General features: G+C 35.7%; 21 protein-coding genes, 1 tRNA gene and 1 pseudogene. 19 read left to right on the forward strand and 4 right to left on the reverse strand.

The window, feature by feature from the left end:
- The first annotated feature begins 133 nt into the window (after positions 1–133).
- The 9 genes from RLT85_RS02525 (at position 134) to RLT85_RS02565 (ending at position 13,360) form a co-directional block, all read left to right on the forward strand.
- The gene (locus RLT85_RS02525) at positions 134–1,351 is read left to right on the forward strand and encodes an LVIVD repeat-containing protein (RefSeq protein WP_311400480.1); all 1,218 of its coding nucleotides are present in this window, start codon (positions 134–136) and stop codon (positions 1,349–1,351) included.
- A gap of 287 nt (positions 1,352–1,638) precedes the next feature.
- Positions 1,639–3,546: a BamA/TamA family outer membrane protein gene (locus RLT85_RS02530; protein WP_311400481.1), complete on the forward strand. Its 1,908-nt coding sequence runs from the start codon at positions 1,639–1,641 to the stop codon at positions 3,544–3,546.
- A gap of 200 nt (positions 3,547–3,746) precedes the next feature.
- Positions 3,747–6,278, forward strand: a complete 2,532-nt coding sequence (gene topA, locus RLT85_RS02535; RefSeq protein WP_311400482.1) for a type I DNA topoisomerase — start codon at positions 3,747–3,749, stop codon at positions 6,276–6,278.
- A 2-nt stretch (positions 6,279–6,280) separates the two neighbouring features.
- Positions 6,281–7,444, forward strand: coding sequence for a formimidoylglutamase (locus RLT85_RS02540; protein ID WP_311400483.1), 1,164 nt, complete (start codon positions 6,281–6,283; stop codon positions 7,442–7,444).
- A 115-nt stretch (positions 7,445–7,559) separates the two neighbouring features.
- Positions 7,560–8,951 carry a T9SS ring complex lipoprotein PorK/GldK gene (gene porK / locus RLT85_RS02545; RefSeq protein ID WP_311400484.1) on the forward strand — a complete coding sequence of 464 codons (1,392 nt, stop codon included), beginning with the start codon at positions 7,560–7,562 and terminating at the stop codon, positions 8,949–8,951.
- A 60-nt stretch (positions 8,952–9,011) separates the two neighbouring features.
- Positions 9,012–9,656, forward strand: a complete 645-nt coding sequence (gene porL / locus RLT85_RS02550) for a type IX secretion system motor protein PorL/GldL (protein WP_311400485.1) — start codon at positions 9,012–9,014, stop codon at positions 9,654–9,656.
- Positions 9,657–9,690: 34 nt separating this feature from the next.
- A complete protein-coding gene (gene porM / locus RLT85_RS02555) occupies positions 9,691–11,262 on the forward strand; it encodes a type IX secretion system motor protein PorM/GldM (protein ID WP_311400486.1) in 1,572 nt (523 codons plus the stop codon).
- A gap of 10 nt (positions 11,263–11,272) precedes the next feature.
- Positions 11,273–12,220 carry a type IX secretion system ring subunit PorN/GldN gene (gene porN, locus RLT85_RS02560; protein WP_311400487.1) on the forward strand — a complete coding sequence of 316 codons (948 nt, stop codon included), beginning with the start codon at positions 11,273–11,275 and terminating at the stop codon, positions 12,218–12,220.
- Between the two features lie 63 nt (positions 12,221–12,283).
- A complete protein-coding gene (locus tag RLT85_RS02565; protein WP_311400488.1) occupies positions 12,284–13,360 on the forward strand; it encodes an NAD(P)/FAD-dependent oxidoreductase in 1,077 nt (358 codons plus the stop codon).
- Here RLT85_RS02565 and RLT85_RS02570 read toward each other — a convergent pair.
- Positions 13,327–13,719 (reverse strand): DUF983 domain-containing protein, encoded by a 393-nt coding sequence (locus RLT85_RS02570; RefSeq protein ID WP_311400489.1) that lies wholly within the window; start codon positions 13,717–13,719, stop codon positions 13,327–13,329. The genes RLT85_RS02565 and RLT85_RS02570 overlap by 34 nt on opposite strands.
- 67 nt (positions 13,720–13,786) lie before the next feature.
- Here RLT85_RS02570 and RLT85_RS02575 point away from each other — a divergent pair, with 67 nt between their 5' ends.
- Entirely contained in the window at positions 13,787–15,706 is a 1,920-nt protein-coding gene (locus RLT85_RS02575) for an ABC-F family ATP-binding cassette domain-containing protein (RefSeq protein ID WP_311400490.1), read from the forward strand.
- 17 nt (positions 15,707–15,723) lie between these two features.
- Positions 15,724–15,903: a CPXCG motif-containing cysteine-rich protein gene (locus tag RLT85_RS02580; RefSeq protein WP_311400491.1), complete on the forward strand. Its 180-nt coding sequence runs from the start codon at positions 15,724–15,726 to the stop codon at positions 15,901–15,903.
- A gap of 52 nt (positions 15,904–15,955) precedes the next feature.
- Here the strand turns inward: RLT85_RS02580 and RLT85_RS02585 are convergent, their stop codons facing one another.
- Positions 15,956–16,117 (reverse strand): DUF1328 domain-containing protein, encoded by a 162-nt coding sequence (locus RLT85_RS02585; RefSeq protein ID WP_311400492.1) that lies wholly within the window; start codon positions 16,115–16,117, stop codon positions 15,956–15,958.
- A 640-nt stretch (positions 16,118–16,757) separates the two neighbouring features.
- On the opposite strand from RLT85_RS02585, the gene RLT85_RS02590 reads away from it, so the two are divergent.
- Positions 16,758–16,830 (forward strand) — tRNA-Met (locus RLT85_RS02590).
- A gap of 135 nt (positions 16,831–16,965) precedes the next feature.
- Here the strand turns inward: RLT85_RS02590 and RLT85_RS02595 are convergent.
- Positions 16,966–17,241, reverse strand: a complete 276-nt coding sequence (locus RLT85_RS02595; RefSeq protein WP_311400493.1) for a hypothetical protein — start codon at positions 17,239–17,241, stop codon at positions 16,966–16,968.
- A 658-nt stretch (positions 17,242–17,899) separates the two neighbouring features.
- Here RLT85_RS02595 and RLT85_RS02600 point away from each other — a divergent pair.
- The 7 genes and pseudogenes from RLT85_RS02600 (at position 17,900) to RLT85_RS02630 (ending at position 22,508) form a co-directional block, all read left to right on the forward strand.
- Positions 17,900–18,052, forward strand: a complete 153-nt coding sequence (locus RLT85_RS02600) for a hypothetical protein (protein WP_311400494.1) — start codon at positions 17,900–17,902, stop codon at positions 18,050–18,052.
- Positions 18,053–18,062: 10 nt separating this feature from the next.
- Positions 18,063–18,416, forward strand: coding sequence for a single-stranded DNA-binding protein (locus tag RLT85_RS02605; RefSeq protein WP_311400495.1), 354 nt, complete (start codon positions 18,063–18,065; stop codon positions 18,414–18,416).
- Between the two features lie 80 nt (positions 18,417–18,496).
- Positions 18,497–18,877 (forward strand): DUF6876 family protein, encoded by a 381-nt coding sequence (locus RLT85_RS02610; protein ID WP_311400496.1) that lies wholly within the window; start codon positions 18,497–18,499, stop codon positions 18,875–18,877.
- A 21-nt stretch (positions 18,878–18,898) separates the two neighbouring features.
- Positions 18,899–19,082, forward strand: a pseudogene (locus tag RLT85_RS02615) (hypothetical protein).
- A 400-nt stretch (positions 19,083–19,482) separates the two neighbouring features.
- A complete protein-coding gene (locus RLT85_RS02620) occupies positions 19,483–19,872 on the forward strand; it encodes a BfmA/BtgA family mobilization protein (RefSeq protein WP_311400497.1) in 390 nt (129 codons plus the stop codon).
- Between the two features lie 10 nt (positions 19,873–19,882).
- Positions 19,883–20,914, forward strand: coding sequence for a MobB family relaxase (mobB, locus tag RLT85_RS02625; protein WP_311400498.1), 1,032 nt, complete (start codon positions 19,883–19,885; stop codon positions 20,912–20,914).
- A 10-nt stretch (positions 20,915–20,924) separates the two neighbouring features.
- On the forward strand, positions 20,925–22,508 hold the full coding sequence (locus tag RLT85_RS02630) for a type IV secretory system conjugative DNA transfer family protein (protein ID WP_311400665.1): 1,584 nt from the start codon (positions 20,925–20,927) through the stop codon (positions 22,506–22,508).
- 19 nt (positions 22,509–22,527) lie between these two features.
- Here the strand turns inward: RLT85_RS02630 and RLT85_RS02635 are convergent, their stop codons facing one another.
- Positions 22,528–24,093: a UvrD-helicase domain-containing protein gene (locus tag RLT85_RS02635; protein ID WP_311400499.1), complete on the reverse strand. Its 1,566-nt coding sequence runs from the start codon at positions 24,091–24,093 to the stop codon at positions 22,528–22,530.
- Position 24,094 lies beyond the last annotated feature (1 nt).

The raw sequence follows: 24,094 nt of genomic DNA on the forward strand, positions 1-24,094 counted from the left end.
CTTATTATATTTTTAATGATTAAGGATGAGTTTTTCTGCAAAGAAGATTGCAGCAAAATGGGTTTTAAAATTTTTAACCTCATAAGAAGCAACCTTTTAGCAATTGTAGTATCTTTAAATAAAATATCTATTCATGAAAAAATTAGCTTTTTTAATAGTTTGTTTGCTTTCACTTGTTGCTTGTGATAAAGATGATGCAAATCAATCAGAACTTCGTGAAGTACAAGTGGCTGTTCCAGAAACCATGCCTTTAACAGATTTTCGAGCGATGGTAAATGTAGAAGAACCCGCAGCTATTGAAGAGTCTGGGAAAATCTATACCTATCAAAACCTTATTTTTATAAACGACAATCTAAAAGGAGTCCATGTTCTAGACAATTCTAATCCAGAAAACCCAGTAAAAAAAGCTTTTATTCGTATTCCTCAAAATACAGATGTGGCAGTTAAAGACGATTTGCTTTACGCTAATAGCGGAATAGATTTAGTAGTATTTGATATTTCAGACATCAATAATATCCAGTTGCAAAACACCATAGAAGATGTTTTTGAAGCGATTAATCTACCAATTCCTGCAGAAGCAGATTATGCAGATTATGGGAATGTAGATTTTTCTGAAGAAGTGGTGGTGGGATATTCTTTAAGAACAGATTTTATAGAAGTTCAAGTCGATATTATGGTAAACGAAAGTGCAGATTTTTCTTCGGGCACGGGAGGTTCTTTAGCTAGATTCAATATTGTGAAAAATTATCTTTACACCGTTACCCCAAATGAGCTGCATATCTTCGATATTACAAATCCAGCAAATGCCGTCGAGGTAAATTCGGAATATGTAGGTTGGGATATTGAAACCATTTTTAGTCTAGACAATTACCTTTATTTGGGTAGCGCTAGCGGAATGTACATTTATAATATAGACAATGCTACCAATCCAACGTATGTGTCAGAAATTAGTCATATTATGGGTTGTGATCCTGTGGTGGTGCAAGGCGATATGGCTTATGTTACGATAAGAGGAGGTAATTTATGCGGACAGGATTTGAGTCAGTTAGAAGTGGTTAATATTTCAGATAAAACGAATCCGTTTCGTGCTAGCACTTATGAAATGGAGGAGCCTTATGGCTTGGGCATTAAAGACAACTTCTTATTTGTGTGTGATGGCAGCTTTGGCTTAAAAGTGTATGATACAACAAACACCCCAGAGCTTACTTTAATAGATCATTTTGAAGAAATAGAAACTTTTGATGTGATTCCTTTAGAAGAAGTTTTGTTAATGGTGGGCGGAAATCAATTATCGCAGTATAAATATACAGAAAGCGGCATAGAATTGTTAAGCACTTTTAATATGAACTAGTCTGTTCTTCTATTTCTGAAAAACTTCAACATATTTTAATCCTCTATAACTAGTCTTTATTTTTATATCGAGCCAGTGCGTTTAAATGCTTCATCCATTTTTTTTCTACACTTAGATTAGAAAGTTTCTCTACTATTATGTCAGTATTCTATTTTTTTACTGATTACTTTTGTGGCGAATGATTTCAGAAGTAATCCATACTGCTCTTTTATTTTAGCTGGAGATAATTCTGAATTTATAGAAATTAAATATTGAAAAATACCTTACTCCTTTTACTAATATTATTCTTGAGTGCAAGAATTTGCGCTCAGGATAAAAAAACGCTTCGGGATAGTATTGCTCAAGACACCATTGTAGTTAAAAATAGCAAAGGCCAAGATAGTTTGGTTTTGTATAAAAATATAAAGAACTATTCTAAGCAAAGAAAGTTTACTAAAATGTTACACAAATGGATTTTTCGCAGCTCTAAGCCTAAATCCAATACTGAAGAAAATCAACAAAACCTTCCAAATTATAAACCTTATCAAGATAAAGTTATTCGGAATATTGTGATTCGCAGTCACGATCCCTTTGGTTACTCCGTTGATGATACGATTCCCGATCCTCGCAACTGGTTTGAGAAAACAGGCAATACGATCCACGTTAAAACCAATAAAGGAACGGTTAAGAAATTCTTATTATTTAAAGAAGGAGAAACGATAGATACCTTAGTAATTCAAGAAACTGCCCGTCTTCTAAGGAAGCAAAATTATATTCGTAAAGTGAGAATTCTTCCAAGACCCATACAAAATTCTAAAGATTCTTTAGATGTGGTAGTTGAGGTTTTAGATTCTTGGAGTCTTATCCCTAGAGGAAGTTTTTCGGGTACGCGAACAAGATTAGGCTTGCGAGAACGTAATTTTGCAGGAACGGGACATCGGCTGAGTATGAAATATGCAAAACGTCTTTCTGATGGGAGTACTGGTTTTGAAACGGTATATACGGTCCCTAATATTCAAAATACATTTATCGATATTACTGGGAAATATGCTTTTGATTTAAATCAATACTATGATCATTTTGTTGCCGTTAATAGGGAATTCTACTCGCCATTAGCCCGTTGGGCGGGAGGTGCATTTATTCAAGAACGTTTCTTAGGACGACCTTTTCCTAAAGACAGTGCTATTTATACCAACCAAGATTTTAAATATCTTTATCAAAATTATTGGGGAGCTTATGCTTTTCCTTTATTAAAAGGAAATTCTGAAGCAGAACGTACCACAAGTTTAATTGTAGGCTTGCGGTCTTTTTTTCTAAATTATAATGAAACGCCAGCGAGAGTATATGATAGTATTCGTTATTTTTCTAATGAACGTTTTTATCTTACCAGTGTTGGGATAACTTCTAGACAGTTTGTGGAAGATAGTTATATTTTTAGGGATGGGGAAATAGAAGATGTACCCGTAGGAGCGCTTTTTTCAGTAACCGCAGGGGTTCAACGAAAAAATAAAAGAAACCGTTTCTATTCGGGATTGCGTGCCTCTTATGGTGATTACTCTAATTATGGTTTTATGAGTGCTAATTTTGAGTTGGGAACATTTTTCAATGGTTCGCGTGCAGAGCAAACTACACTAAGTTTGAAGGCAAATTACTTTAGTAATCTTTTAGATTTAGGTAAAGGATGGAAAATGCGGCAATTTGTAAAACCGCAATTGGTTTTAGGCTTTAATAGATTAGATTCTGAAATAGATCGTATTGGGCTTAATGAAAATCCCTACTTTAAAGGTGTAAATAGCTATAATTACTTAAACTACGGAAGAAGGTACAAGTATATAGATTATGATAATGGGAATATTCATGGCTTTAAAAGTCCTGCAAACGGCACGCGAAAGTATGTGCTAGATTTGCAAACTCAATTCTACTCTCCTTGGAATTTTTGGGGATTTCGGTTTAATCCTTTCGTGCACGCCAGCGTAGGGATTTTAGCAGGATATGACAACGCCTACGCGAGCAATGAATTGTTTTCATCATTTGGAGCTGGTTTTATTATTCGTAATGATTACTTGGTCTTCGATTCGTTTCAGATTTCCTTCTCTTACTATCCAACCATGCCCAGTGAAGGAAATAACATCATCAATACCAACAGCTTTAGAGGTGAAGATTTTGGCTTTCAAGATTTTCGTTTAGGAGAACCTAGACAAGTGATTTTTGAGTAGATTTAGATATCATTAGCTATTCGTTTTTAAGGATTTTGAGATAGATTAATTTTTTTTTCGTTATGATTGCAGCAGATGCTAATAGGTAGAGAAATAAGCTTTTAAAAGATCTTTATACAGCAATAAAAATTATTGAAGTCAAAAGAAAAAGCTGCATTTTAAAAATTTCATATACTTTTGCAATTCGAAAAACAACTATTATGGCGAAGAATTTAGTGATTGTGGAGTCCCCTGCGAAGGCGAAAACCATTGAAAAGTTTTTAGGGAAAGATTATAAGGTAGAGTCTAGTTTTGGACATATTGCAGATCTTCCTACAAAAGAATTAGGGGTAGATGTAGAAAAAGATTTTAAACCTAAATATGTAGTTAGCAAAGACAAAAAAGATGTTGTTAGAAAATTAAAAAAGCTAGCAGACAGTTCAGAGTTGGTTTGGCTGGCTAGTGATGAAGACCGTGAAGGAGAAGCGATCGCTTGGCATTTAGCCGAAGAATTAAAGCTAGATAAAGATAAAACCAGACGTATTGTTTTTCACGAAATTACCAAAAATGCCATCCTTAAGGCCATAGAGAATCCTAGAGAAATAGATTATAATTTGGTAAATGCTCAGCAAGCGAGACGAGTTTTAGACCGTTTGGTAGGCTATGAGCTTTCACCTGTTTTGTGGAGAAAAGTAAAAGGAGGTTTATCTGCGGGAAGGGTACAATCGGTTTCTGTGCGATTAATCGTAGAGCGTGAACGCGAGGTACTCGATTTTACAACTGAGGCTTCTTTTAGAATAGATGCTGAATTTTCTACTTCGGAAGGAAAAAGTTTTAAAGCTAAAATTCCGAAGAACTTTCCGAGTAAAGAAAAAGCAGAAGCTTTCTTAAAAGAAAATATAGGCGCCAACTTTAAGGTAGCAGACCTTACCAAAAAGCCAGCAAAAAAATCTCCTGCTCCGCCGTTTACTACTTCTACATTACAACAAGAAGCGGCAAGAAAATTATATTTTTCGGTGAGTAAGACCATGAACATGGCGCAACGTTTATATGAAGCTGGTCATATTACGTATATGAGAACCGATAGTGTTAACCTTTCCGATGAAGCTAAAAAAGGCGCCGCACACGAGATCAATTCCGCCTACGGCGAAAAATATTTAAAAGCTAGAAATTATAAAGGGAAATCTAAAGGCGCACAAGAAGCGCACGAGGCAATAAGACCTACGCATTTTGAAAACCATAGCGTTCCTGCAGAAAGAGACCAACAACGTTTGTATGAGTTGATTTGGAAAAGAGCCATCGCCTCCCAAATGAGCGATGCGCAATTGGAGCGAACCAATGTAAAAATTGATGCCGATAAGCACGCGAAGCAATTTACAGCAAATGGGGAGATGCTTAAGTTTGATGGATTTTTAAAAGTGTACCTAGAAGGAAAAGATGATGAAGAGGAAGAGCAAGCAGGATTGCTGCCCGCAATGAAAAACGGAGATGCATTAAAAAATAGCTTTATTACTGCGACAGAGCGATTTACAAGACCGCCATCGCGGTATACAGAAGCATCTTTAGTGAAAAAGTTAGAAGAACTGGGGATTGGAAGACCGTCTACGTATGCGCCAACGATTTCTACCATTCAAAACAGAAAGTATATAGAAAAAGGATCTATTGACGGTAAAGAGCGAGAATACGTGAAATTTAAGCTTAAAGCCGATAAAATTGTTGAAAAGACCTTAACGGAAATGGTGGGGAGTGATAAAGGAAAATTAATCCCAACCGATGTAGGTATGGTGGTAAATGATTTCTTGGTGCAACACTTTAGCAACATTTTAGATTACAACTTTACAGCAAAAGTAGAGCAAGACTTTGATGATATTGCCGAAGGAAATGAAAAGTGGACAGAGATGATGAACGAGTTTTATGACGAGTTTCATCCTACGGTTAAAGACGTTGCCGAAAATGCAGAGCGCGAAGTGGGAGAACGCGTTTTAGGAAAAGACCCTAAAAGCGGTAAGCCTGTAAGTGCAAGGTTAGGAAAATTTGGACCTATGGTTCAAATAGGAAGTGTTGAAGATGAAGAGAAACCACAATTTGCCAGCTTAGGGCCAGACCAAACCTTAGGAAATATTACCTACGAGCAAGCGATGGATTTGTTTAAACTTCCTAAGAAGGTAGGAGAATACGAAGGTGAAAAAGTAGAAGTAAATAACGGTCGTTATGGACCTTATGTACGCTACGGGAAAAAATATGTGTCTTTAGATAAAGGAGAAGATCCTTTAGATGTTTCTTTTGATAGAGCGATGGAGTTGATTAAAGCTAAAGAAAAGGCAGATGCTCCTATTTATGAATATGAAGGTATGGGAGTTCAAAAAGCTGTAGGAAGATTTGGTCCTTACTTAAAGTGGAACAATATTTTTATCAACGTTAATAAAAAATACGATTTCGATAATTTATCAGAAGATGATATAATTGAGCTTATAGAAGATAAAAAGAAGAAAGAGCGAGATAAAGTGATTCATAACTGGGAAGATGAGGGTATTCGTGTAGAGAAAGCTCGCTGGGGACGATTTAAAGTAATTAAGGGAAAAACTAAAATAGAACTACCTAAAACTACAGATGCTGCTGCATTGACGCTTGATGAGGTGAAAGAAATGATCGAGAAGAAAGCACCAAAGAAAAAAGCCACTAAAAAGAAAGCTGCGAAAAAGAAGAAAACTCCCACAAAGAAAAAGACAACCACTAAAAAAACTAAAAAATAAGTATGAGTATTGATTTTTTTAAGCCCTTGGCTTTTGAAAGCTTTTTAGAATCTTTAGAAAAATCACCTTCTCTATTGGGAAATCAAATCCAAGCGTATATAGAAGGAGAAGATTTTCCTAATTTAGAACAAGTACAAATAGCCATTTTTGGAGTAGTTGAAAATAGAAAAGATACTAAAGCGCCTCACGCTTATTTTGACTTTACAGCAATCCGTAAGGAGTTTTATCAGCTACATTCGGGCAATTGGGATATACAAATCGCCGATTTAGGTGATATTATGTCGGGAGATAGTGTAGAAGATACTTATTTTGCGGTAAAATCGGTGGTTTTTGAATTGTTAAAACAAAATGTAATTCCTGTGATTCTTGGCGGAAGTCAAGATCTAGCTTATGCACAATATAGAGCTTACGACGATTATGGTTCTATGGTAAATTATGTAAATGTAGATTCTCGTTTCGATTTGGGCAATACGGAAGAAGACATCACTTCTTGCTCTTTTGTGGGGAAGATGGTGGTCAATGAGCCCTACAATCTATTTAATTATTCCAATGTAGGCTATCAAACCTACTTCAATTCACAAGAGGAAATAGGCTTATTAGAAAAACTGTATTTTGATGCTTATCGTTTGGGAGAAGTAGGGCAAAATATTGCTGTTGTAGAGCCCGTTTTTCGCAATGCAAATATGGTAACAATAGATATTACCTCTATAGAAGCCTCAGTGTTGGGTGCAAATAATTTAAAGCCTAACGGCTTCAATGGTAGAGAAATATGCGCTATTGCAAGGTATGCCGGTATAAGCGATGAGTTAAGTAGTTTTGGACTGTATCATCTAGATTATTTGGTGAACTCAGAAAATAGTGCTAAGTTGGTATCCCAAATTTTATGGTATTTTTTAGAAGGAGTTACCTATAGAAAAAATGAAAATAGTTTAGCTTCTAAAGAAAATTTTTTAAAATACCAAGTGCCTGTTAATGACGATGTTTTAATCTTTTATAAGAGTAATTTTTCGGGAAGATGGTGGATTGAAATCCCTTATTCTGCAAATTTTAACAATAAATTAGAAAAACACACGTTATTGCCTTGTACATACCAAGATTATGAGGAAGCTTGTAATCAAAACATTCCAGAACGCTGGTGGAAAGCGAGAAGGAAAAATGAGTTATGAATTTTTAAGGAATTAATCCAAAATTTAACGATTTTTTAAATAAAAAATTGTTTTTTTGAAAATTATTGGATAGGTTTACGCCCTTAAATTTAGATCATCTTAACCTAATATAGTTATGAAGAAAATTTTTTCAATTGTTGCCCTTGTCTCTTTTTTAGCAAGTTGTGGAGGAGGAACTCAAGGTCAATTAGTCGGTGTTAAAGGTCAAAAATGGCATTCAGAAAAGCCTTATGGTATGACTACCGTTCCAGGTGGCTCATTCATTATGGGTAAATCTGATGAGGATCTTGCAGGGCTAAGCAACGCACCAACGAAAACAGTTACGGTTCGTTCTTTCTATATGGATGAGACGGAAATCACTAATTCTGAATATAAACAATTCGTTCATTGGACTAGAGATTCCATTATTAGACAGCGTTTGGCGGAAGAAGCTGAAATCGCTGGAGGAGGTACTGGCCAAGGTGGTGGTAGAGGTAATGCAACCTCTATTAATGATTTTGCCTTTAAAGGATCTGCTAATAATAATGCAGGAGGTGGAGCCGGTGCAGCAAGTAATCAAACTCCATATCAACAATACTCAAAACACTATGATCCGAATAATCAGCGTTTAAACTGGGATGTCGAATTGATTTGGGAAACAGAGAATTATCCAGATGAGTCATATGTGTATGTAATGGATGAGTTATATCTTCCTATGGAGCAGTCCTACAATGGGCAGCGTCTAATGGACGTAAATATGTTTAAGTATAGCTACAAGTACATGGATATTGAAGCTGCAGCGAGATCAAATGGAGATAGAACTAATTTTATTAAAACAGAAGAAATAGGAGTGTATCCAGATACAACGGTGTGGGTAAAAGATTTTAATTATTCATATAATGAGCCAATGCATAACGATTATTTTGCGCACGCAGCTTATGACGATTATCCTGTAGTGGGAGTTTCATGGCAGCAAGCAAAAGCTTTTTGTGATTGGAGAACGCTTCTGCACAATGGATATAAGGTATCAAAAGGAGAACAAAGAGTAAGACAATATAGATTACCTTCTGAAGCGGAATGGGAATATGCTGCTAGAGGCGGGTTAGAATCAGCTACCTATCCTTGGGGAGGTCCTTATGCTAAGAATGACAGAGGGTGTTTTTTAGCTAACTTTAAGCCTTTGCGTGGAAATTATGCGGCAGATCAAGCTTTGTATACTGTAGAAGCTAAATCTTACGAGCCTAATAATTATAACCTATATAATATGTCTGGAAATGTAGCAGAATGGGTACACTCTTCTTATGATGCAGCATCTTATGACTATTTTTCTTCTATGAATCCTAATGTAAATAACCCTGAAAATCAACGCAAAGTAGTAAGAGGAGGATCTTGGAAGGATGTTGCTTATTTCTTGCAAGTAAGTTCTCGTGATTACGAATATGCAGATTCTGCAAGAAGTTATATTGGTTTTAGAACAATACAAGATCATTCCTCGAATGATATTGACTTAAATCAACCCCCACAATAACCACTTAAAATTTTATCTCAAATACAATTAACTTAACTTAAAACAACTAAAACTTAAATTATGGCAAATTCGAAGAATTCAAAGAAAATTATGAATATGGTGTACGGTCTAGGTGCAGCAATTGTAATCTTAGGAGCACTATTTAAAATTATGCACTGGCCTTTTGGTAATGAAATGCTTATCGCAGGACTAGTAACAGAGGCTTTGGTATTTACGGTATCTGCTTTTGAACCTGTAGATGACGAATTAGATTGGTCTTTAGTGTATCCTGAATTAGCAGGAGCAGGAGGTCCTGGAAGATCTATGACTGGAGGCGCAAATGTTACTGAAGTAGAAGATTCTCTTTCTAAAAAATTAGATGTAATGCTTAAAGAAGCAAAAATTGACGGTGCATTAATGAGTAGCTTAGGAGACAGCATTAAGAATTTTGAAGGTGCTGCAAAAAACATGGGGCCAACGGTAGATTCTATGGCTTCTCAAAAGAAATATAGTGAAGAAATGACTTTGGCTGCAACACAAATGGAATCTTTAAACAACTTATATAAGGTGCAAGTAGAGTCTGCTTCAAGACAAGCAGAAGCAAATAAAGCTGTTGCAGAGAATGCAGTAAAATTAAAATCAGAAATGGAAAGTTTAACTTCTAATTTATCTTCTTTAAATGGGGTATATGGAGGAATGTTAACCGCTATGCGTCCAAGAGCCTAGTTCATATTAATTAATAATACAAAAAATTTAAGATATGGCAGGAGGAAAACAAACCCCAAGGCAAAAGATGATTAACTTGATGTATTTGGTATTCATCGCGATGATGGCTCTAAATATGTCAAAAGAGGTACTTACAGCTTTTGGAATGATTAACGTAAGCCTAGAAGAAGCAAACCAATATGCTGCAGAGAGTAACGACGCTTTTATGGCGGGCTTAGCTGCGAAAGCAGCAGATCAACCTAAGCAGTATCAAAAATTGCAAGAGGATGCGCAAAAAGTAGAAGCTATTTCAAAAGATTTGAATAACTACATTGCAAGCCTTAAACAAGGAGCAATTGAAGCTGGAGATTATAAGGATGATGAAGGAAACTTTGATTATGAGACTATGGATAAAACCGATTATTTTGATGAACGGTTTTACCAAAGTAAAGTAACCAAAGACGGTCAAGAATTTCTTGACAAAATTAATAATTATCGTGGACAAATGACTGAAATATTGCAAGGTCTTAGCGGGCAGCAATATAGAAGTATCGAAAAAACTGTTCAGGATAAGTTTAATACCGACCCAGTAGAGACTGCCGAGGGAATTGAAAAGGAGTGGATTAATTATAAATTCGTTGGTTTCCCAATCGTAGCTTCATTGACTAATCTAACACAAATGCAAAATGATATCAAAACGGTTGAAAACCAATTGTTATCAGCAATGATGCAGGGTGAGCAGACGAGTCAGTTATCTATGAGTAACTATCAGGCTATTGTAATACCAGAGAAAACAGCTTTCTTTAGTGGTGAAAACTTTAAAGGAAAAGTGGTTTTAGGTCGTTTTGATAACTCTTTAAGTTTTGATAAAGTAGTTATTAATGATAACGAGGTAGAAAACCCTGGAACAGGAACTGTACAGCTTGATTTTGCTGCGGGTAATGTAGGACAACAAGAAATTAACGGAATGCTTCAATTTAAAGAAGGAGATTCTATTGTAGACTTACCATTTAGCACTTCTTATGCCGTTATTCCTAAACCAAATTCGGCTGTGATTTCTGCAGATAAGATGAATGTGGTTTACCGTGGTGTTAAAAACCCAATGACTATCTCTATTCCTGGAGTGCCTACGGTTAGCGCTAATGGTCCTGGTTTATCTAGCGCTGGAGGAAACTCTAAGTATGTAATGGATGTAACCAACATCAAAGCAAAAGAAGTAAAAATTAATGTTTCTGGAAAGTTACCCGATGGAACCTCTGTTAGCGATAGCAAAGTTTTCCGAATTAAGGAAATACCAAGACCAATAGGTAATGTTGCAGGTAGAGATGCTTCTGGTGGAGCGATTAGAATGCCAAGAAATACGGCAGCTGTTGCACAAGTAAGTGCTAAGCTACCAGATTTCGTATTCGACTTAAACCTAAACGTGGTAAGCTTCCAATTTCAAGTGCAAGGAAAGCCTCCAGTTAGCGTGAATGGAAATAAGTTAAATGGTGCTGCAAAAGCGGCATTAAATGGAGCGCCAAGAGGTGCGGTAGTGACTTTGTTTAATATTAAGGCTAAGATTGCAGGAAATTCTTCTTACACTTTACCTAATATTTCACCAGTCTTTCTAGAACTTACAGATTAAAAAATATTTTATGAAAAATAGAAAAATTTATTCTTTTTTAGCGGTATTTACCTTATGTTTTGTAAGTGTACATGCGCAATCAAATCTTTTAAATGCCAAGAATGTTGACAGCATCGGAATAAAAACCGAGGCTCAAAAACAGAGTGATAAGGACGAACCTTTGCAATATGGTTATATTGACGATAGAGATATTCTTTGGGCGAAAACTACTTGGGAATATATTGACTTGAACCAAAGAGTAAATTTTCCATTGTTATTTCCATTGCGGGAAACACCTTCTAGACAACCTTTATTTAATGTGATCCAAGATGCTATTGAACAAGATAGCGTTAACATTTATAGAGATTCTTATTTCATGAATAAGCTATCTACGGCAGAGATCCAAGATAACTTTCGAATGAAGAGAATCACAGATATCGGTCAGCAGAGAATGAACGAAGGTGTGCCTGAAGATTCATTACAGTTAGGAATGGGAGAGATTGTAGAATCTGAACTTAAACCTGAAGACGTAAAAGGATACCGTATTAGAGGATACTGGTATTTTGATAAAAGACAAGGTGAATTAAGGTATAGACTGATAGGAATTGCTCCTATGGCATTGTCTGCTTCTTTAAAGGCAGAACTTCAAGTAGCTTCCCTTAGCGGAACTCAGATGAGCGATGAGCAGCGTAAAGCTTTATCTGAGCCTGTTGAAATGTTTTGGGTATTTTATCCAGCGTTAAGACCTGCTTTGCATAAAGCAAAGGTTTTTAATCCTAAGAACACGTCGCAGCCTATCACTTTTGATCACTTACTTAACTCTAGAAGATTTGATGCTGTAATCTACAAAGAGGATAACGTATATGGAGATAGAGAAATCACTCAATATAAGGTGGAGAATTCTTTAATGCAACTGTTAGAGTCTAACCGTATTAAGGAATCCATTAGAAACTTTGAATCTGATATGTGGAACTACTAGTGTTTTTCATACCATAAAACTATAAGAGCACCCAAATTGGGTGCTTTTTTTATCGCATAAATTATGTCTACAACTCATTTTGATGTCTTTGTAATTGGTTTTGGTCTTGCAGGTTTGTCTGTCGCAAAACGATTGGAAGAGAAGAATAAAAAGGTATTGGTAATTGCTGAAACAGGCACAAATGCTTCAAAAGTGGCAGGCGGAGTATTTAATCCTGTTGTGCTTAAGAAGTTTAATTTGGCGTGGAACTCTCAAGAACTTTATGAGAATGCACTTCCATTTTATCTTGGCTTTCAAGAGCAATTTCAGGAAGAATTATTTTCAGAAAAATCAATTTTAAGAGTTTTTAAATCCGCAAAGGAACAAAATGATTGGTTTTCAGCATTAGGAAAACCAGTGTTGGATTATTTTCTAAGCGAAGAGTTACAGTCGAATAGAAATCCATTTCTTACGGCTCCCCACAAAATGGGGGTGACCAAACATACGGCGCTATTAGACACTTCTAAACTTTTAACTATCTATAAATCTTACCTTAAAGAAAAAAATCAGTTTTTAGAAGAGGTATTCAATTATGCCGATTTAGAATTAACAAAGAATAAGGTACAATACCAAGATTATTCTGCCAACCACATTATTTTTTGCGAGGGAGCTTCCGTAAAGGTTAATCCATATTTTGGGTTTCTCCCTATTCAGGGAAATAAGGGCGAATACATTACCTTTAAGGCGAAAGATTTACAACTTCAGGAAATGGTAAAAGGTAGTTTTTTTATAATTCCGAAGGGAAAAGACATCTATAAATTTGGTGCCACCTACAGTCGCGATTTCTTGGACGATTCTATAAGTAAGGATGCTAAAACTCAATTGAAGCAAAAACTAAAGCAAATGATAACCTGTGATTTTGAAGTAATAGATCAAGAATCAGGAATACGACCCACCGTTCCCGACAGAAAACCAATTTTGGGGAAACATCCCAAACATTCTAATCTTCACGTTTGCAATGGTTTTGGAAGTAGAGGAATATTATTTGCTCCCACACTTTCTCAGCAATTGGTATCCGCGATTTTTTCTGATAAAGAAATCCCTAAAGAAATTAATGTAGCTCGTTTTTATGATGATTTTGAAGCAGCTTCTTCCTTATAACTAAAAAACATATTAATCCAAATATTTCTAGAGAGCCTCATTATAATAGGCATGAGTAGAACCAAGGCCGCTACAATACTAAAAAAAGAAGCCAATAAATCTGCGCCCAAAAAATAGTGCGCAATAATAAATGCGGCGACAGAAACCGCTACTCCCACGCCGTAACTAACATACATGGCGCCAAAAAAGAATGAAGGCTCCATTTTATATTTGGTGTTGCACTTAGAACAACGTTCGTGCATTTCAATAACTTTTCCTAATTTGTATGGGTTGCTCTCTTTGTACATACTTTCCCCGTGGCAAACTGGACAATAACCAGTGAAAATACTGTAAATCTTTGATCCCTTAAATAAATCCATAAGCATTGGTATTGCATCACAAAATTAAGGATATTTGCAGGATAATCAAGTTACATAAGTTACATTAATGTTAAACATTCATAATTTATCCATCTCCTTTCAAGGAGAATATCTTTTTCAGGAAATCACTTTTCGCTTAGGCGCTGGAGATCGTGTGGGATTAGTAGGGAAAAACGGAGCTGGAAAGTCTACTTTGTTAAAAGTACTGGCAAAAGATTTTGAACCCGATACAGGACAAATTGCCTATGAAAAAGATATTAGAATTGGATTTTTAAGACAGGATATTGATTTTGATGAAGGTAAAACGGTTTTGGAAGAAGCCTATCAAGCTTTTAAGGAAATTAAAACCTTAGAAGCTCAACTCGATAAAATTAATCATGCTTTAGCCGAAAGAACCGATTATGAGAGTGATACATACCATCAACTTATGATCGATGTGAACGATGTGCAACACCAATATGAAATATTAGGAGGCTATAATTACCAAGGCGAAACGGAAAGAATTTTACAAGGTTTAGGTTTTAAACGGGAAGATTTTGATAAACAAACCGACACCTTTTCTGGCGGATGGCGTATGCGAATTGAGTTAGCAAAATTGTTACTTCAAAATAATGATATTTTACTTTTAGATGAACCTACGAACCACCTAGATATTGAAAGTATCATTTGGTTGGAAGACTTCTTGAAAAATTATTCGGGTTGCGTGGTTATTGTTTCGCACGATAAAATGTTTTTGGACAATGTGACCAATAGAACTATAGAGATTTCCTTGGGTAGCATTTATGACTATAACAAACCTTATTCTAAATACTTGGTGTTAAGAAAGGAGCGCAGAGAGCAGCAATTGGCAACGCAAAAAAATCAGCAAAAAGAAATAGAACATACAGAGAAGTTGATTGAAAAATTTAGAGCTAAAGCCTCTAAAGCGTCGATGGCGCAGTCTTTAATTAAAAAATTAGATAAGATTGACAGGGTAGAAGTGGATGAAGATGATAATAGCGTAATGTCCTTAAATTTTCCAATTTCTGTGACTCCTGGAAAAGTGGTGATTGAAGCAAATAAAATTACCAAAAATTATGGTGATAAGCACGTTTTGCAAAATATTGATCTACTGGTAGAAAGAAATACCAAAACTGCTTTTGTAGGGCAAAACGGGCAAGGAAAATCTACCTTAGCAAAGATTATTGTTGGAGAAATAGAGCATAAGGGGGAAATGAAATTGGGACATAACGTGAAGATTGCCTATTTTGCTCAAAATCAAGCAGAATACCTTGACGGAAATAAAACCGTTTTAGATACGATGATTGACGAGGCTAACGAAACCAATAGAAGTAAAGTAAGAGATATTTTGGGATCTTTTCTTTTTAGAGGAGACGAGGTAGAAAAATATGTGAAAGTTTTATCTGGGGGAGAAAGAAACCGGTTGGCCCTGGCGAAAATGCTTTTGCAGCCGTTTAATGTGTTGGTGATGGATGAGCCAACTAACCACTTAGATATTCAATCAAAAAATGTTTTAAAAGAAGCTTTACGGAAGTTTGAAGGAACCTTAATTTTGGTTTCTCACGATAGAGACTTCCTGCAGGGTCTTACCAATAATGTATATGAGTTTAAAAATCATCACATCAAAGAATATTTAGGTGATATAGATGATTATTTGGCAGAGAGAAATGTTGAGAATATGCGGGAAGTAGAGAAACGAACCGTGGTAAAAAAGCAAGAAAGTGCTGCGCCAGAAAAATCTTCTAAAAAATCATATAAAGATCAAAAGAAGTTAAAATCACTTCAGAATAAATTAAGCAATACAGAGGCGAGTATTCATAAGCTAGAAAAAGAGATCAAGAAAATAGATGCAGAATTGGCAAGCAATTATGAGGAATTAGCAGCTCAACCAGAATTTTTCAAAAAATATGAAGCTAAAAAAGCCGAATTAGAAAAATTTATGGAGAAGTGGGAAGTGGTTCAAGAAGATTTAGATCAATTCAGTTAATAAAAAAACTACTACCTATGTTAGAGCACTTTTTTCAATGTCCGCATTGTTGGGAAGAAATTTCTATGCTATTAGATAGATCTGTCAATCAAACTTATATTGAGGATTGTGAAGTGTGTTGTAATCCTATAGAAATTACTGTAAAATTTGAAGGGGAAAATTTAGTAGAATTTCGGACAGAAATTCTAGATCAATAAAAAAAGGCGCAAATGAAAATTTGCGCCTTTTTTTATCAGTGTAAAGTTTCCCTTATCTTCTAAAGATTCTAGCCAGTAAAGAAAGAACTAGTAAGACAATAAAGATATAAAAGATAATTTGTGCAATATCTGCAGCTCCGTCAGCGATTCCTCCGAATCCAAATACTGCTGCAACTAAGGCGATAATTAAAAAAATAACAATCCAGCGTACCATAATTTTTAGTTTTTAGGTTAGTGTTTAAAATTTCTATTTGTTGATAAACTATTGAATTTTATACAGCAAGTAAGTTCTTCAATACAATGCTAATGAACGTATTCTAATTATAAAAATCTTCGCAAAAATCACTTCTGCTAATTACATTGTTATTCTAGGGTTAAACAAATCACTCTAATAAATCTACTCTATTTAGTTTTCACTTTTTTATGGATAGATATTACTTCAAATGAACTCCGTTTATCAACTTAATAACCACATTATCAATGTAATTTGTAATTTTTTAATTAAAATAACTTGCTTTTAATTTTTTAAATTTAATGTGATTTCCTTAAAGTAGACTATTAAAATTGATATTTATGCGGATTTTAACATAATAATCCATACTTCATAAGGATTGGTTAACTTACTGATTTTATTTTTTACATTGATTAATTATATATTGTTTTAAGAAAATACTAAATCTTCTATACTAATATGGTTGCAGGCGCGATAGGTTATCATATTTTTTTATACCCTATTATTTCGTTTATAAGATTCTGATATGCAGACTTTTTGGGTTTAAATGTAAAAAATATTAATAATTTCTGGCTTCTTATGTTGTATAATGTATAAAAGGATGTATATTTGCAACACAAATCGCGGGATAGAGCAGTAGGTAGCTCGTCGGGCTCATAACCCGAAGGTCACTGGTTCGAGTCCAGTTCCCGCTACTAGTAAAGACAAGGCTTCACAGAAATGTGGAGCCTTTCTTTTTTGCAATGGGTACAGAATAGGTACAGAATAAAGCTTTTTTAAAACAGTAATTTTATTCCATATCATTTAGTCTCATTTAATACCAAATGCAATTAAATTTTAACATAGAGATAAATTGTGGTCGAAATTAAATAATGAATATCGTTATCTAATTCAGCCCATTCTCCCTGCATTCCGCCAAAAGCTACATTCCGGGAAAAGCGCTTCATTAAAAAAGTCTTGGACACAACTCCAAAGCTTCCAATTTCCATTCCACTTGTCCGCTGATTCCCGAGAAAAATCGGGAAGCGGTCAAACTCCATTCCCATCTCCAACTTTAAAGTCAATTCCGCTTTAAATCCTACTTCAAAAAGATAATTGGTTTTCATATTACACTCAGCCCATTCCCCTACATTTCGCAAAAAGCTCCATTCCGAGAAAAGCACTTCATTAAAAAAGTCTTGGACACAACCCCAAAGCTTCCGATTTCTATTCCACTTGCCCGCTTGTTCCCGAGAAAAGCCGGGAAGCGGTCAAACTCCATTCCTATCTCCACCTTTGGAGTCAAGTCCGCTTTAAATCCTACTTCGACAAGATAATTTGTTTTCATTAGCCGTTCAGCCCATTCCCTACATTTCGCGAAAAGCTACATTTCGGGAAAAGAGCTTCTCTTCAAACGTCTGGGACACAATCCCCAATTTCAGCTTTTCATTCCGTTAACCCGATCCGCTGCGCTGGAACGGGACACTTCATTCCCGAGCCAAAATTGAGAATAGCGTCCGCCAAATCAGAATTCCATTTAATTATTTAGTCCCACTTCCTATGTTTTCATACCTCAAAAAAGCATTTAGACCTACTTCCGCACCGCCACTGTCATAACCATTTTTTTGTAAGCAAAATACCAACATTCAGAAGTTAAACGGACTGCATAACCGGTCGCACACTCCCTTTTATAAGTCCTTATTAATTCCAAATATTTCAACTGTATCAGCAACAAAAAAAGGTAACAGCGACGGCACTATGGGAAGTAAATCTAAAACAAAACTTATGAAATCTTACGAAAACAATAAAAAGGAAGCGGGACTAAAGTTAAAAAAACAAAAAAGGGAAAACGCTCTGGATATAATAAGTAAATCATTTCAAAAAAATATAAACGCAAACTGTCTGAATGGTTCAGGTAGTATTTTAATTAATCTTTAATTCTTTTATTATGAGCACTTTAAAAAATCACGTACAGTTAATTGGAAATGTTGGTCAAGAGCCAACCATTACTAACCTTGAAAGCGGTAAAAAGGTAGCCCGTCTTTCACTTGCTACAAACGAGTTTTACAAAAACACCAATGGCGAGAAAACACAAAATACCGAATGGCATACCGTAGTAGCTTGGGGCAAAACTGCCGAAATTATCGAGAAATATGCCGGAAAGGGCAAGGAAATCGGAGTGAGCGGAAAACTAAAATCCCGAAGTTATGAGGATAAGGACGGTATCAAAAGATACGTTACCGAAGTTGAAGCCAACGAAATATTATTGTTGGGAACTAAGGACGGCAATAATGCCGAGTAATTTTTAAAAAATAAAGAGGGCGTTTCCGTCTAAAGTAGCGCCCTCTTTTTTCATTATTAACTCCATAAATAGAAATCAAAATGAAAGCACAAGTTAACGAAATCTTAGAAGGATTACAACATTTCAATGGGTCTGAAACGATTTATCAAATACCATTGATTAGAACCCGATACACGAACGGACTGAAATATTTAGCCAATGCAGCAGATTGCTATTGGTTGATAACAGATGCATCAATAATTGCCAAAAGCCTAATGGATAAAAGTTATTTTATAACCATTGACTTTAAAAGACTTCCTGCAAAAAAGCAGGATCATTCTGGCAACGAAGCCGAAATAACGTACAGCGATGGCGATGGTACTATTTTGGAAAAGCACGGATATAAAATAACGGATTTTCCATTGGACGAACTGCGGTTATTTTTTGTGGATAATACGCTGATGTTACCAAGCGAATATTAAGAAATTTTAAAACCTAGCGTTATGATTTATCTTAATTATTCAGACTTGAACGAGGAAGCACAGGAGCGTCTTTTGGAAAGTTCCAAAAAAGATGTTGAACATAAATCGTAAGTATGCAAAAAGGCATTGTACCAACTTTGAAAATATGATTGAAGAAGAGGCAATGCGAAATTTGTACAGTTATACGTACGTATTTAATATCTGAATTTTGCCAAATAGAACTATAAAGACCTTTGAATTTTCAAGGGTCTTTTATTGTTATTTCTGTTTTTGGTTTCAATTATTCGCAAGGGTTTCGATGTTTTAATACAGATAGTTCTATACATCAAATTATTTTTTCATAAAAAATTCAGTTCGGTTTTTCATAAAAGTAAATGCCATTACTTTTTCAGGAATGGTATGGATTTTTGCCCCGAGAAATCGGGGCGAAAAGGAATAGCAAGAGGATAACACGCTTCGCGATGTTGAGTATTCTTTTTCTTTTTCAATCCATTCATTTTCAATGTTTTAATAATATTCGATTTTGTGATTATGGAATTGTGAGGTGCATTTTTTATGAAAAAAGCCTTTCAGCCCAACAAAATCAGTAAATTTTTTATGAAAAAATGGATAAAGGATATGAAAAAGAGCGGTTTGAAGGCTTGAAAATCAAAGCATCTGTAGCTCAAAGATTTAGGCGGTATTGTGGAAAAATTTCCAAATCCCAGTCGATGACCTTATTGGTAATGATAGAATTTTTTGAGGATAACGGCATCTCTCCAAACGAGTCGATGGGTCCACATATACAGACCTTGGAAATTTTAATCAAAAAACGAATAAATGGCGTTATCGCCATCTTGAAGGATATTGAAAAAAGCCAAACCAAACCAACCGTTGCAATGATGCAATCCTTATTTGAAGAAGCCGAACCCAAAAATAAACCGCTCATCTTGGAAAAGAAAAAAACGGATGATAGCCAACCAAAATATCGGGAGCGCAACCCATCTAATTTATAAAACCAATCAAATGTATATTACAATTACACCACAGAAATTAGGAAAGACCTATGGGCAAAGTTCGGCAAGTTTTGTGGGTTATTTGGAGAAGGAAAATCAAGGCATAGAACAAGAAGGTATGGAGCATTTTTTCAATCAATATGGTGATGATATTTCGGCCGAGGAAGTTGTTAAGGAAATTGATGGAAACGCTGCCAAGCTTAAAAAGATTGAGCCGAAATTTTATTCTATCACGGTCAGTCCTTCCGAGTATGAATTGCGAAGATTAGAGAATAGCAGTAACGATTTAAAAAGATATACTCGTGAATTGATGAAGGACTATGTGAAATGCTTCAATCGGGAAATCAATGGTCGCCCAATTAGCGTTGACGATATTAAGTACTACGCAAAAATTGAGCACCAAAGAACTTTTAAAGGCACGGATAGGCAAATACGGGAAAACCAACCTTATGCCACGAAAATACTTCAGCTAAAAAATGAAGTCCGAAATATTGAGATCGGCTCTATGGAGGGAAGCATAAAGAAACGGGAAAGAGAAATAGCCAAGTTGGAAAGTCAAGCGCCACATCAACAAAACGGGAAGCGGATTGTTCAGGGAATGCAGAAGGATGGCAACCAAAGCCACATCCATATAATTGTAAGTAGAAAAGATGCTTCCAATTCGTTCAGCTTATCGCCAGGAAGTAAATATAAAGCATCCAATGTTGAGATGCACGGTAAAAAAGTTGGCAGGGGCTTTAATCGGGACCAGTTTTTTGAACGCGCGGAAAAGACTTTTGATACCACTTTTGGCTATCAGCGAAATTTTGCTGAAACCTATAAAGCTCGAAAGGATTTTATCAAAAATCCAAAAATCTATTTTGCCTCCTTGATGAAACTACCCACTAATGAAAAAGCAATCGCTTTCAAGTTGATGGGCAAAGCTGGACTGCCAATAATGCCAAGCATCCCAACGAATCAAGTTCAGTTGGCGTTAAAAGTATTTAACCGATTGCGAAGTGGTGTGGACGTGGCCATTAAATCGAGTTCCATTGGAATTTAATTTTAGAACGATGCAAATAGAAAATCTTATAGTTTTATTCTCGATTATTGGCTTGTTCAGTACGCTATTTTATGGATTGTATCGCGTTACGCGTTTTGGTTTTGTTCTGAATATTTTAATACTTGCAATACTGGTTTATTATGTTTCGATGGAAACTGATTTGAATTTTACCTTACTGTATTTAGTGTGTCCGCTGATGCTAATTAATACAGGATTGTATGTTTTTTTGCATAAAACGGAAGAACCGGATAATGGTGACAGTAAATATCAGGTCAATTTTCCAACCAATAAAGGAGGCTTTAAATTAAAGAACATCAAACGTGGAGCTTCCATTATTGGTTCTGCTGGAAGTGGAAAGACAGAAAGTGTGGTTTATGGATTTTTAAGGCATTTTCAAAAGTATAACTTCTGCGGAGTCATTCACGATTATAAGGATTTTGAGTTGACTGAAATTGCCTATCCGTTATTCCAAAATTCGGGAATACCTTTTAAAATTATTTCATTCGATAAGATTATACATCGGGTAAATCCCATAGCACCGCGATATTTGGAGGACGAGGAAAGTGTAAATGAAGTTTCCCGGGTTTTGATTGAGAATCTTTTGGAACAGCGGGAATCTGGAACCACAGGCACGACCAAATTTTTTAACGATGCAGCAGAAGGATTGATTGGCGGATTGATCTGGAAACTGAAAACATCCTATCCTCAATACTGCACTTTACCGCACCTAATCGCTGTTTACCAATTCTTGGACACAGAGAGCCTCATTGCATTTTTGGAATCAAACACAACCTCTCGTGCAATGGCAGATGCCTTTATAAGTGGAAAGGATTCCGAACGACAAACCGCTGGTGTAAAAAGCACCTTGGCCAATGCGCTAAAGCGAATTAGTACCCAACGGATTTTTATGGCTTTGTCCGCAGATGAAGTTCCACTGAATATTAATAATCCTGAAAATCCTGCTGTGATCTCAATAGTAAACAACCCTAAGTTTGAAACTTCTTATTCTCCAGTTATTGCCACCATCATTCATACGATTACCAAACAAATGAGTGTGCGAAATTCCAAACCGTCTTTCCTCTTGATGGAAGAAGCGCCGACGATTCGTTTATTGAATATGCATCGTATTCCGGCAACCTTGCGAAGTTATGACATTGCTACGATTTACGTGATGCAGGACAAGATACAGAACGATATGATGTATGGCGATAAGGCAAGCAAAGCAATTTTAAGTAACCTTTCCTATCAGTTTTTCGGAAAAGTCAACGACCCAGACACCGCAAAATATTACGAACGCTTTTTTGAGATCGTTAAAGACCCGACCAAAAGCGTGAGTCGTGGTCATAATTTAGATTTCGATACTCGAATAACCACTGGGGAAAAGGAAATACCCAAAATACGAGCAGATGTGTTTTTTCGTTTAAAGCAGGGAGAGTTTATTACTTATGCTGATGGGAAGGATAAGAAGGTACAGTTCAAATTACAGGAAATTGCAAGGCAACTTCCTGAAGAATCCAAGCAATTTTTTCAAGCGGATTTAGCGGCTAATTTTGAGCGGGTTTATGATGAGGCGAAGTCGATATTTCAAAATTAAATAAGCACTATGAGTAGCATTAAATTAAACTGGGAAACTTCAGAGTTGGGGCATCTATTTCTACCCCTAAATGATTAAGTTTTTCTTTCGTATTGTCTGAGATTGGTTCTAAGCAAGCAATACACAATATTTTTCTTGCTCTACTGAAGGCTACATAGCCCAATCTTGGATAGTCACTTGTACCTTTGTCCGAATGTGCATCCCTGGTTGCAGTATCAGTTTCTAACCAAAGATTTAGTTCTGCTTCATTTTTAGCAACAGCGAGTACAGCATCTAATTCAAGTCCTTTAAATCTATGAATGTTTGATACCATTATAGCTTCTGCATCGGTGTTAGAAACGATAATTTGCCTTAGATTATCTAATTTAAAAGGTATGTCGTTTTCAATAGTAAGGTCAAACTCATCTTTAACGAAAGCAGCAAAAGTGTTTTCGTTTGTTATAACTTCCACACGAATGGCTCTTATTATTTGAACCGCCATTATCCTTAAATCAAATGGCGTTAAACCTTGTTCTTCACAAAAGGCATTTTGGTTAGTTCCCAAAGAGGATAGTAATGTGTCTTTGATTTCTGAAACTGCTGAAACCTTAGCAGATTTATCTGGGGCAAGAACATTTCCATTCAAAGCGGCGATGGCCTTATTTACGACATCATTCTTTTTGGCTATTACACCTCGCTCTTTATGCGAAATGTTTTCGTTTTCACATCGAGCAAAGAATTCTGGAAGCATTGCCGTAATATTTTGGGTCGCACTTATAAATTTTACAGGTGTACCAAGTATCTCATTATGACATTGTTGTTCAAAAGTATTGTCCTCGTAAACACGTTTGCTAAAATTATTCAAGAATGTTACAATCGTATTTACTGAGCGTCTATTAATTTTATTTAATAGGGTCTCATATTGGTTCATTCTTGAAGCTTTGAGAATCGGGATATTTTGGAAGTTCCTAATCGAAGAGTCAAAGCTTTGAATATATTGTTCTGGGTCGCCAACACAATATATTATTGTCTTTTTTTCCTTTCTAAGAGATTCTATTATTGAGAACATTTTATTTCCAGTATCTTGAAATTCGTCCACGTACAAATATTGTATTCTGTTAGCCAACATTTCTTTTATTCTCTGGTTCGTGATGGCTTTTTTAGCTAAATTGAGGGTCTGGTCATAGGTAATGTATCCACTTTTGTGTAAGGACGTAGTTAATCTACTTTTAATATAATTTTTAGCTTTATAGTCTGGTGTTTCACCACTATTATCAAACATCCTTTTTAAAACATCATCAGTTCCACATTGAATAAACAATTTTTCACCATTGACATCTTCGTTATGTAAACTCGAATACGGAATCACTATAAATCTATTCAAAAAGGAATGAATGGTGCCAATAAATAAATTAGGTGGTATGGCTAATCTCTTGCCGAGCCGTTTTTTTATGTTTTTTGTTGCCGAATTGGTATAGGTAACAACTATCATATAACGATGACGTTCCAAGGATTTTAGGGCGTGAATTATTTCGTCTACCATTCCGTGGGTTTTTCCAGCCCCAGGACCAGCGATAACAAGTTTTGGCTTAGTTACATTTCCCATA

Source organism: Mesonia ostreae, assembly GCF_031845265.1.
GTDB lineage: Bacteria > Bacteroidota > Bacteroidia > Flavobacteriales > Flavobacteriaceae > Mesonia > Mesonia ostreae.

Coding starts and splice junctions, on each gene's coding strand:
- RLT85_RS02525 (WP_311400480.1), top strand. CDS start 134: ATGAAAAAATTAGCTTTTTTAATAGTTTGTTTGCTTTCACTTGTTGCT.
- topA (WP_311400482.1), top strand. CDS start 3,747: ATGGCGAAGAATTTAGTGATTGTGGAGTCCCCTGCGAAGGCGAAAACC.
- RLT85_RS02540 (WP_311400483.1), top strand. CDS start 6,281: ATGAGTATTGATTTTTTTAAGCCCTTGGCTTTTGAAAGCTTTTTAGAA.
- porK (WP_311400484.1), top strand. CDS start 7,560: ATGAAGAAAATTTTTTCAATTGTTGCCCTTGTCTCTTTTTTAGCAAGT.
- porL (WP_311400485.1), top strand. CDS start 9,012: ATGGCAAATTCGAAGAATTCAAAGAAAATTATGAATATGGTGTACGGT.
- porM (WP_311400486.1), top strand. CDS start 9,691: ATGGCAGGAGGAAAACAAACCCCAAGGCAAAAGATGATTAACTTGATG.
- porN (WP_311400487.1), top strand. CDS start 11,273: ATGAAAAATAGAAAAATTTATTCTTTTTTAGCGGTATTTACCTTATGT.
- RLT85_RS02565 (WP_311400488.1), top strand. CDS start 12,284: ATGTCTACAACTCATTTTGATGTCTTTGTAATTGGTTTTGGTCTTGCA.
- RLT85_RS02570 (WP_311400489.1), bottom strand. CDS start 13,719: ATGGATTTATTTAAGGGATCAAAGATTTACAGTATTTTCACTGGTTAT.
- RLT85_RS02575 (WP_311400490.1), top strand. CDS start 13,787: ATGTTAAACATTCATAATTTATCCATCTCCTTTCAAGGAGAATATCTT.
- RLT85_RS02580 (WP_311400491.1), top strand. CDS start 15,724: ATGTTAGAGCACTTTTTTCAATGTCCGCATTGTTGGGAAGAAATTTCT.
- RLT85_RS02585 (WP_311400492.1), bottom strand. CDS start 16,117: ATGGTACGCTGGATTGTTATTTTTTTAATTATCGCCTTAGTTGCAGCA.
- RLT85_RS02595 (WP_311400493.1), bottom strand. CDS start 17,241: ATGAAAACCAATTATCTTTTTGAAGTAGGATTTAAAGCGGAATTGACT.
- RLT85_RS02600 (WP_311400494.1), top strand. CDS start 17,900: ATGAAATCTTACGAAAACAATAAAAAGGAAGCGGGACTAAAGTTAAAA.
- RLT85_RS02605 (WP_311400495.1), top strand. CDS start 18,063: ATGAGCACTTTAAAAAATCACGTACAGTTAATTGGAAATGTTGGTCAA.
- RLT85_RS02610 (WP_311400496.1), top strand. CDS start 18,497: ATGAAAGCACAAGTTAACGAAATCTTAGAAGGATTACAACATTTCAAT.
- RLT85_RS02620 (WP_311400497.1), top strand. CDS start 19,483: ATGGATAAAGGATATGAAAAAGAGCGGTTTGAAGGCTTGAAAATCAAA.
- mobB (WP_311400498.1), top strand. CDS start 19,883: ATGTATATTACAATTACACCACAGAAATTAGGAAAGACCTATGGGCAA.
- RLT85_RS02630 (WP_311400665.1), top strand. CDS start 20,925: ATGCAAATAGAAAATCTTATAGTTTTATTCTCGATTATTGGCTTGTTC.
- RLT85_RS02635 (WP_311400499.1), bottom strand. CDS start 24,093: ATGGGAAATGTAACTAAGCCAAAACTTGTTATCGCTGGTCCTGGGGCT.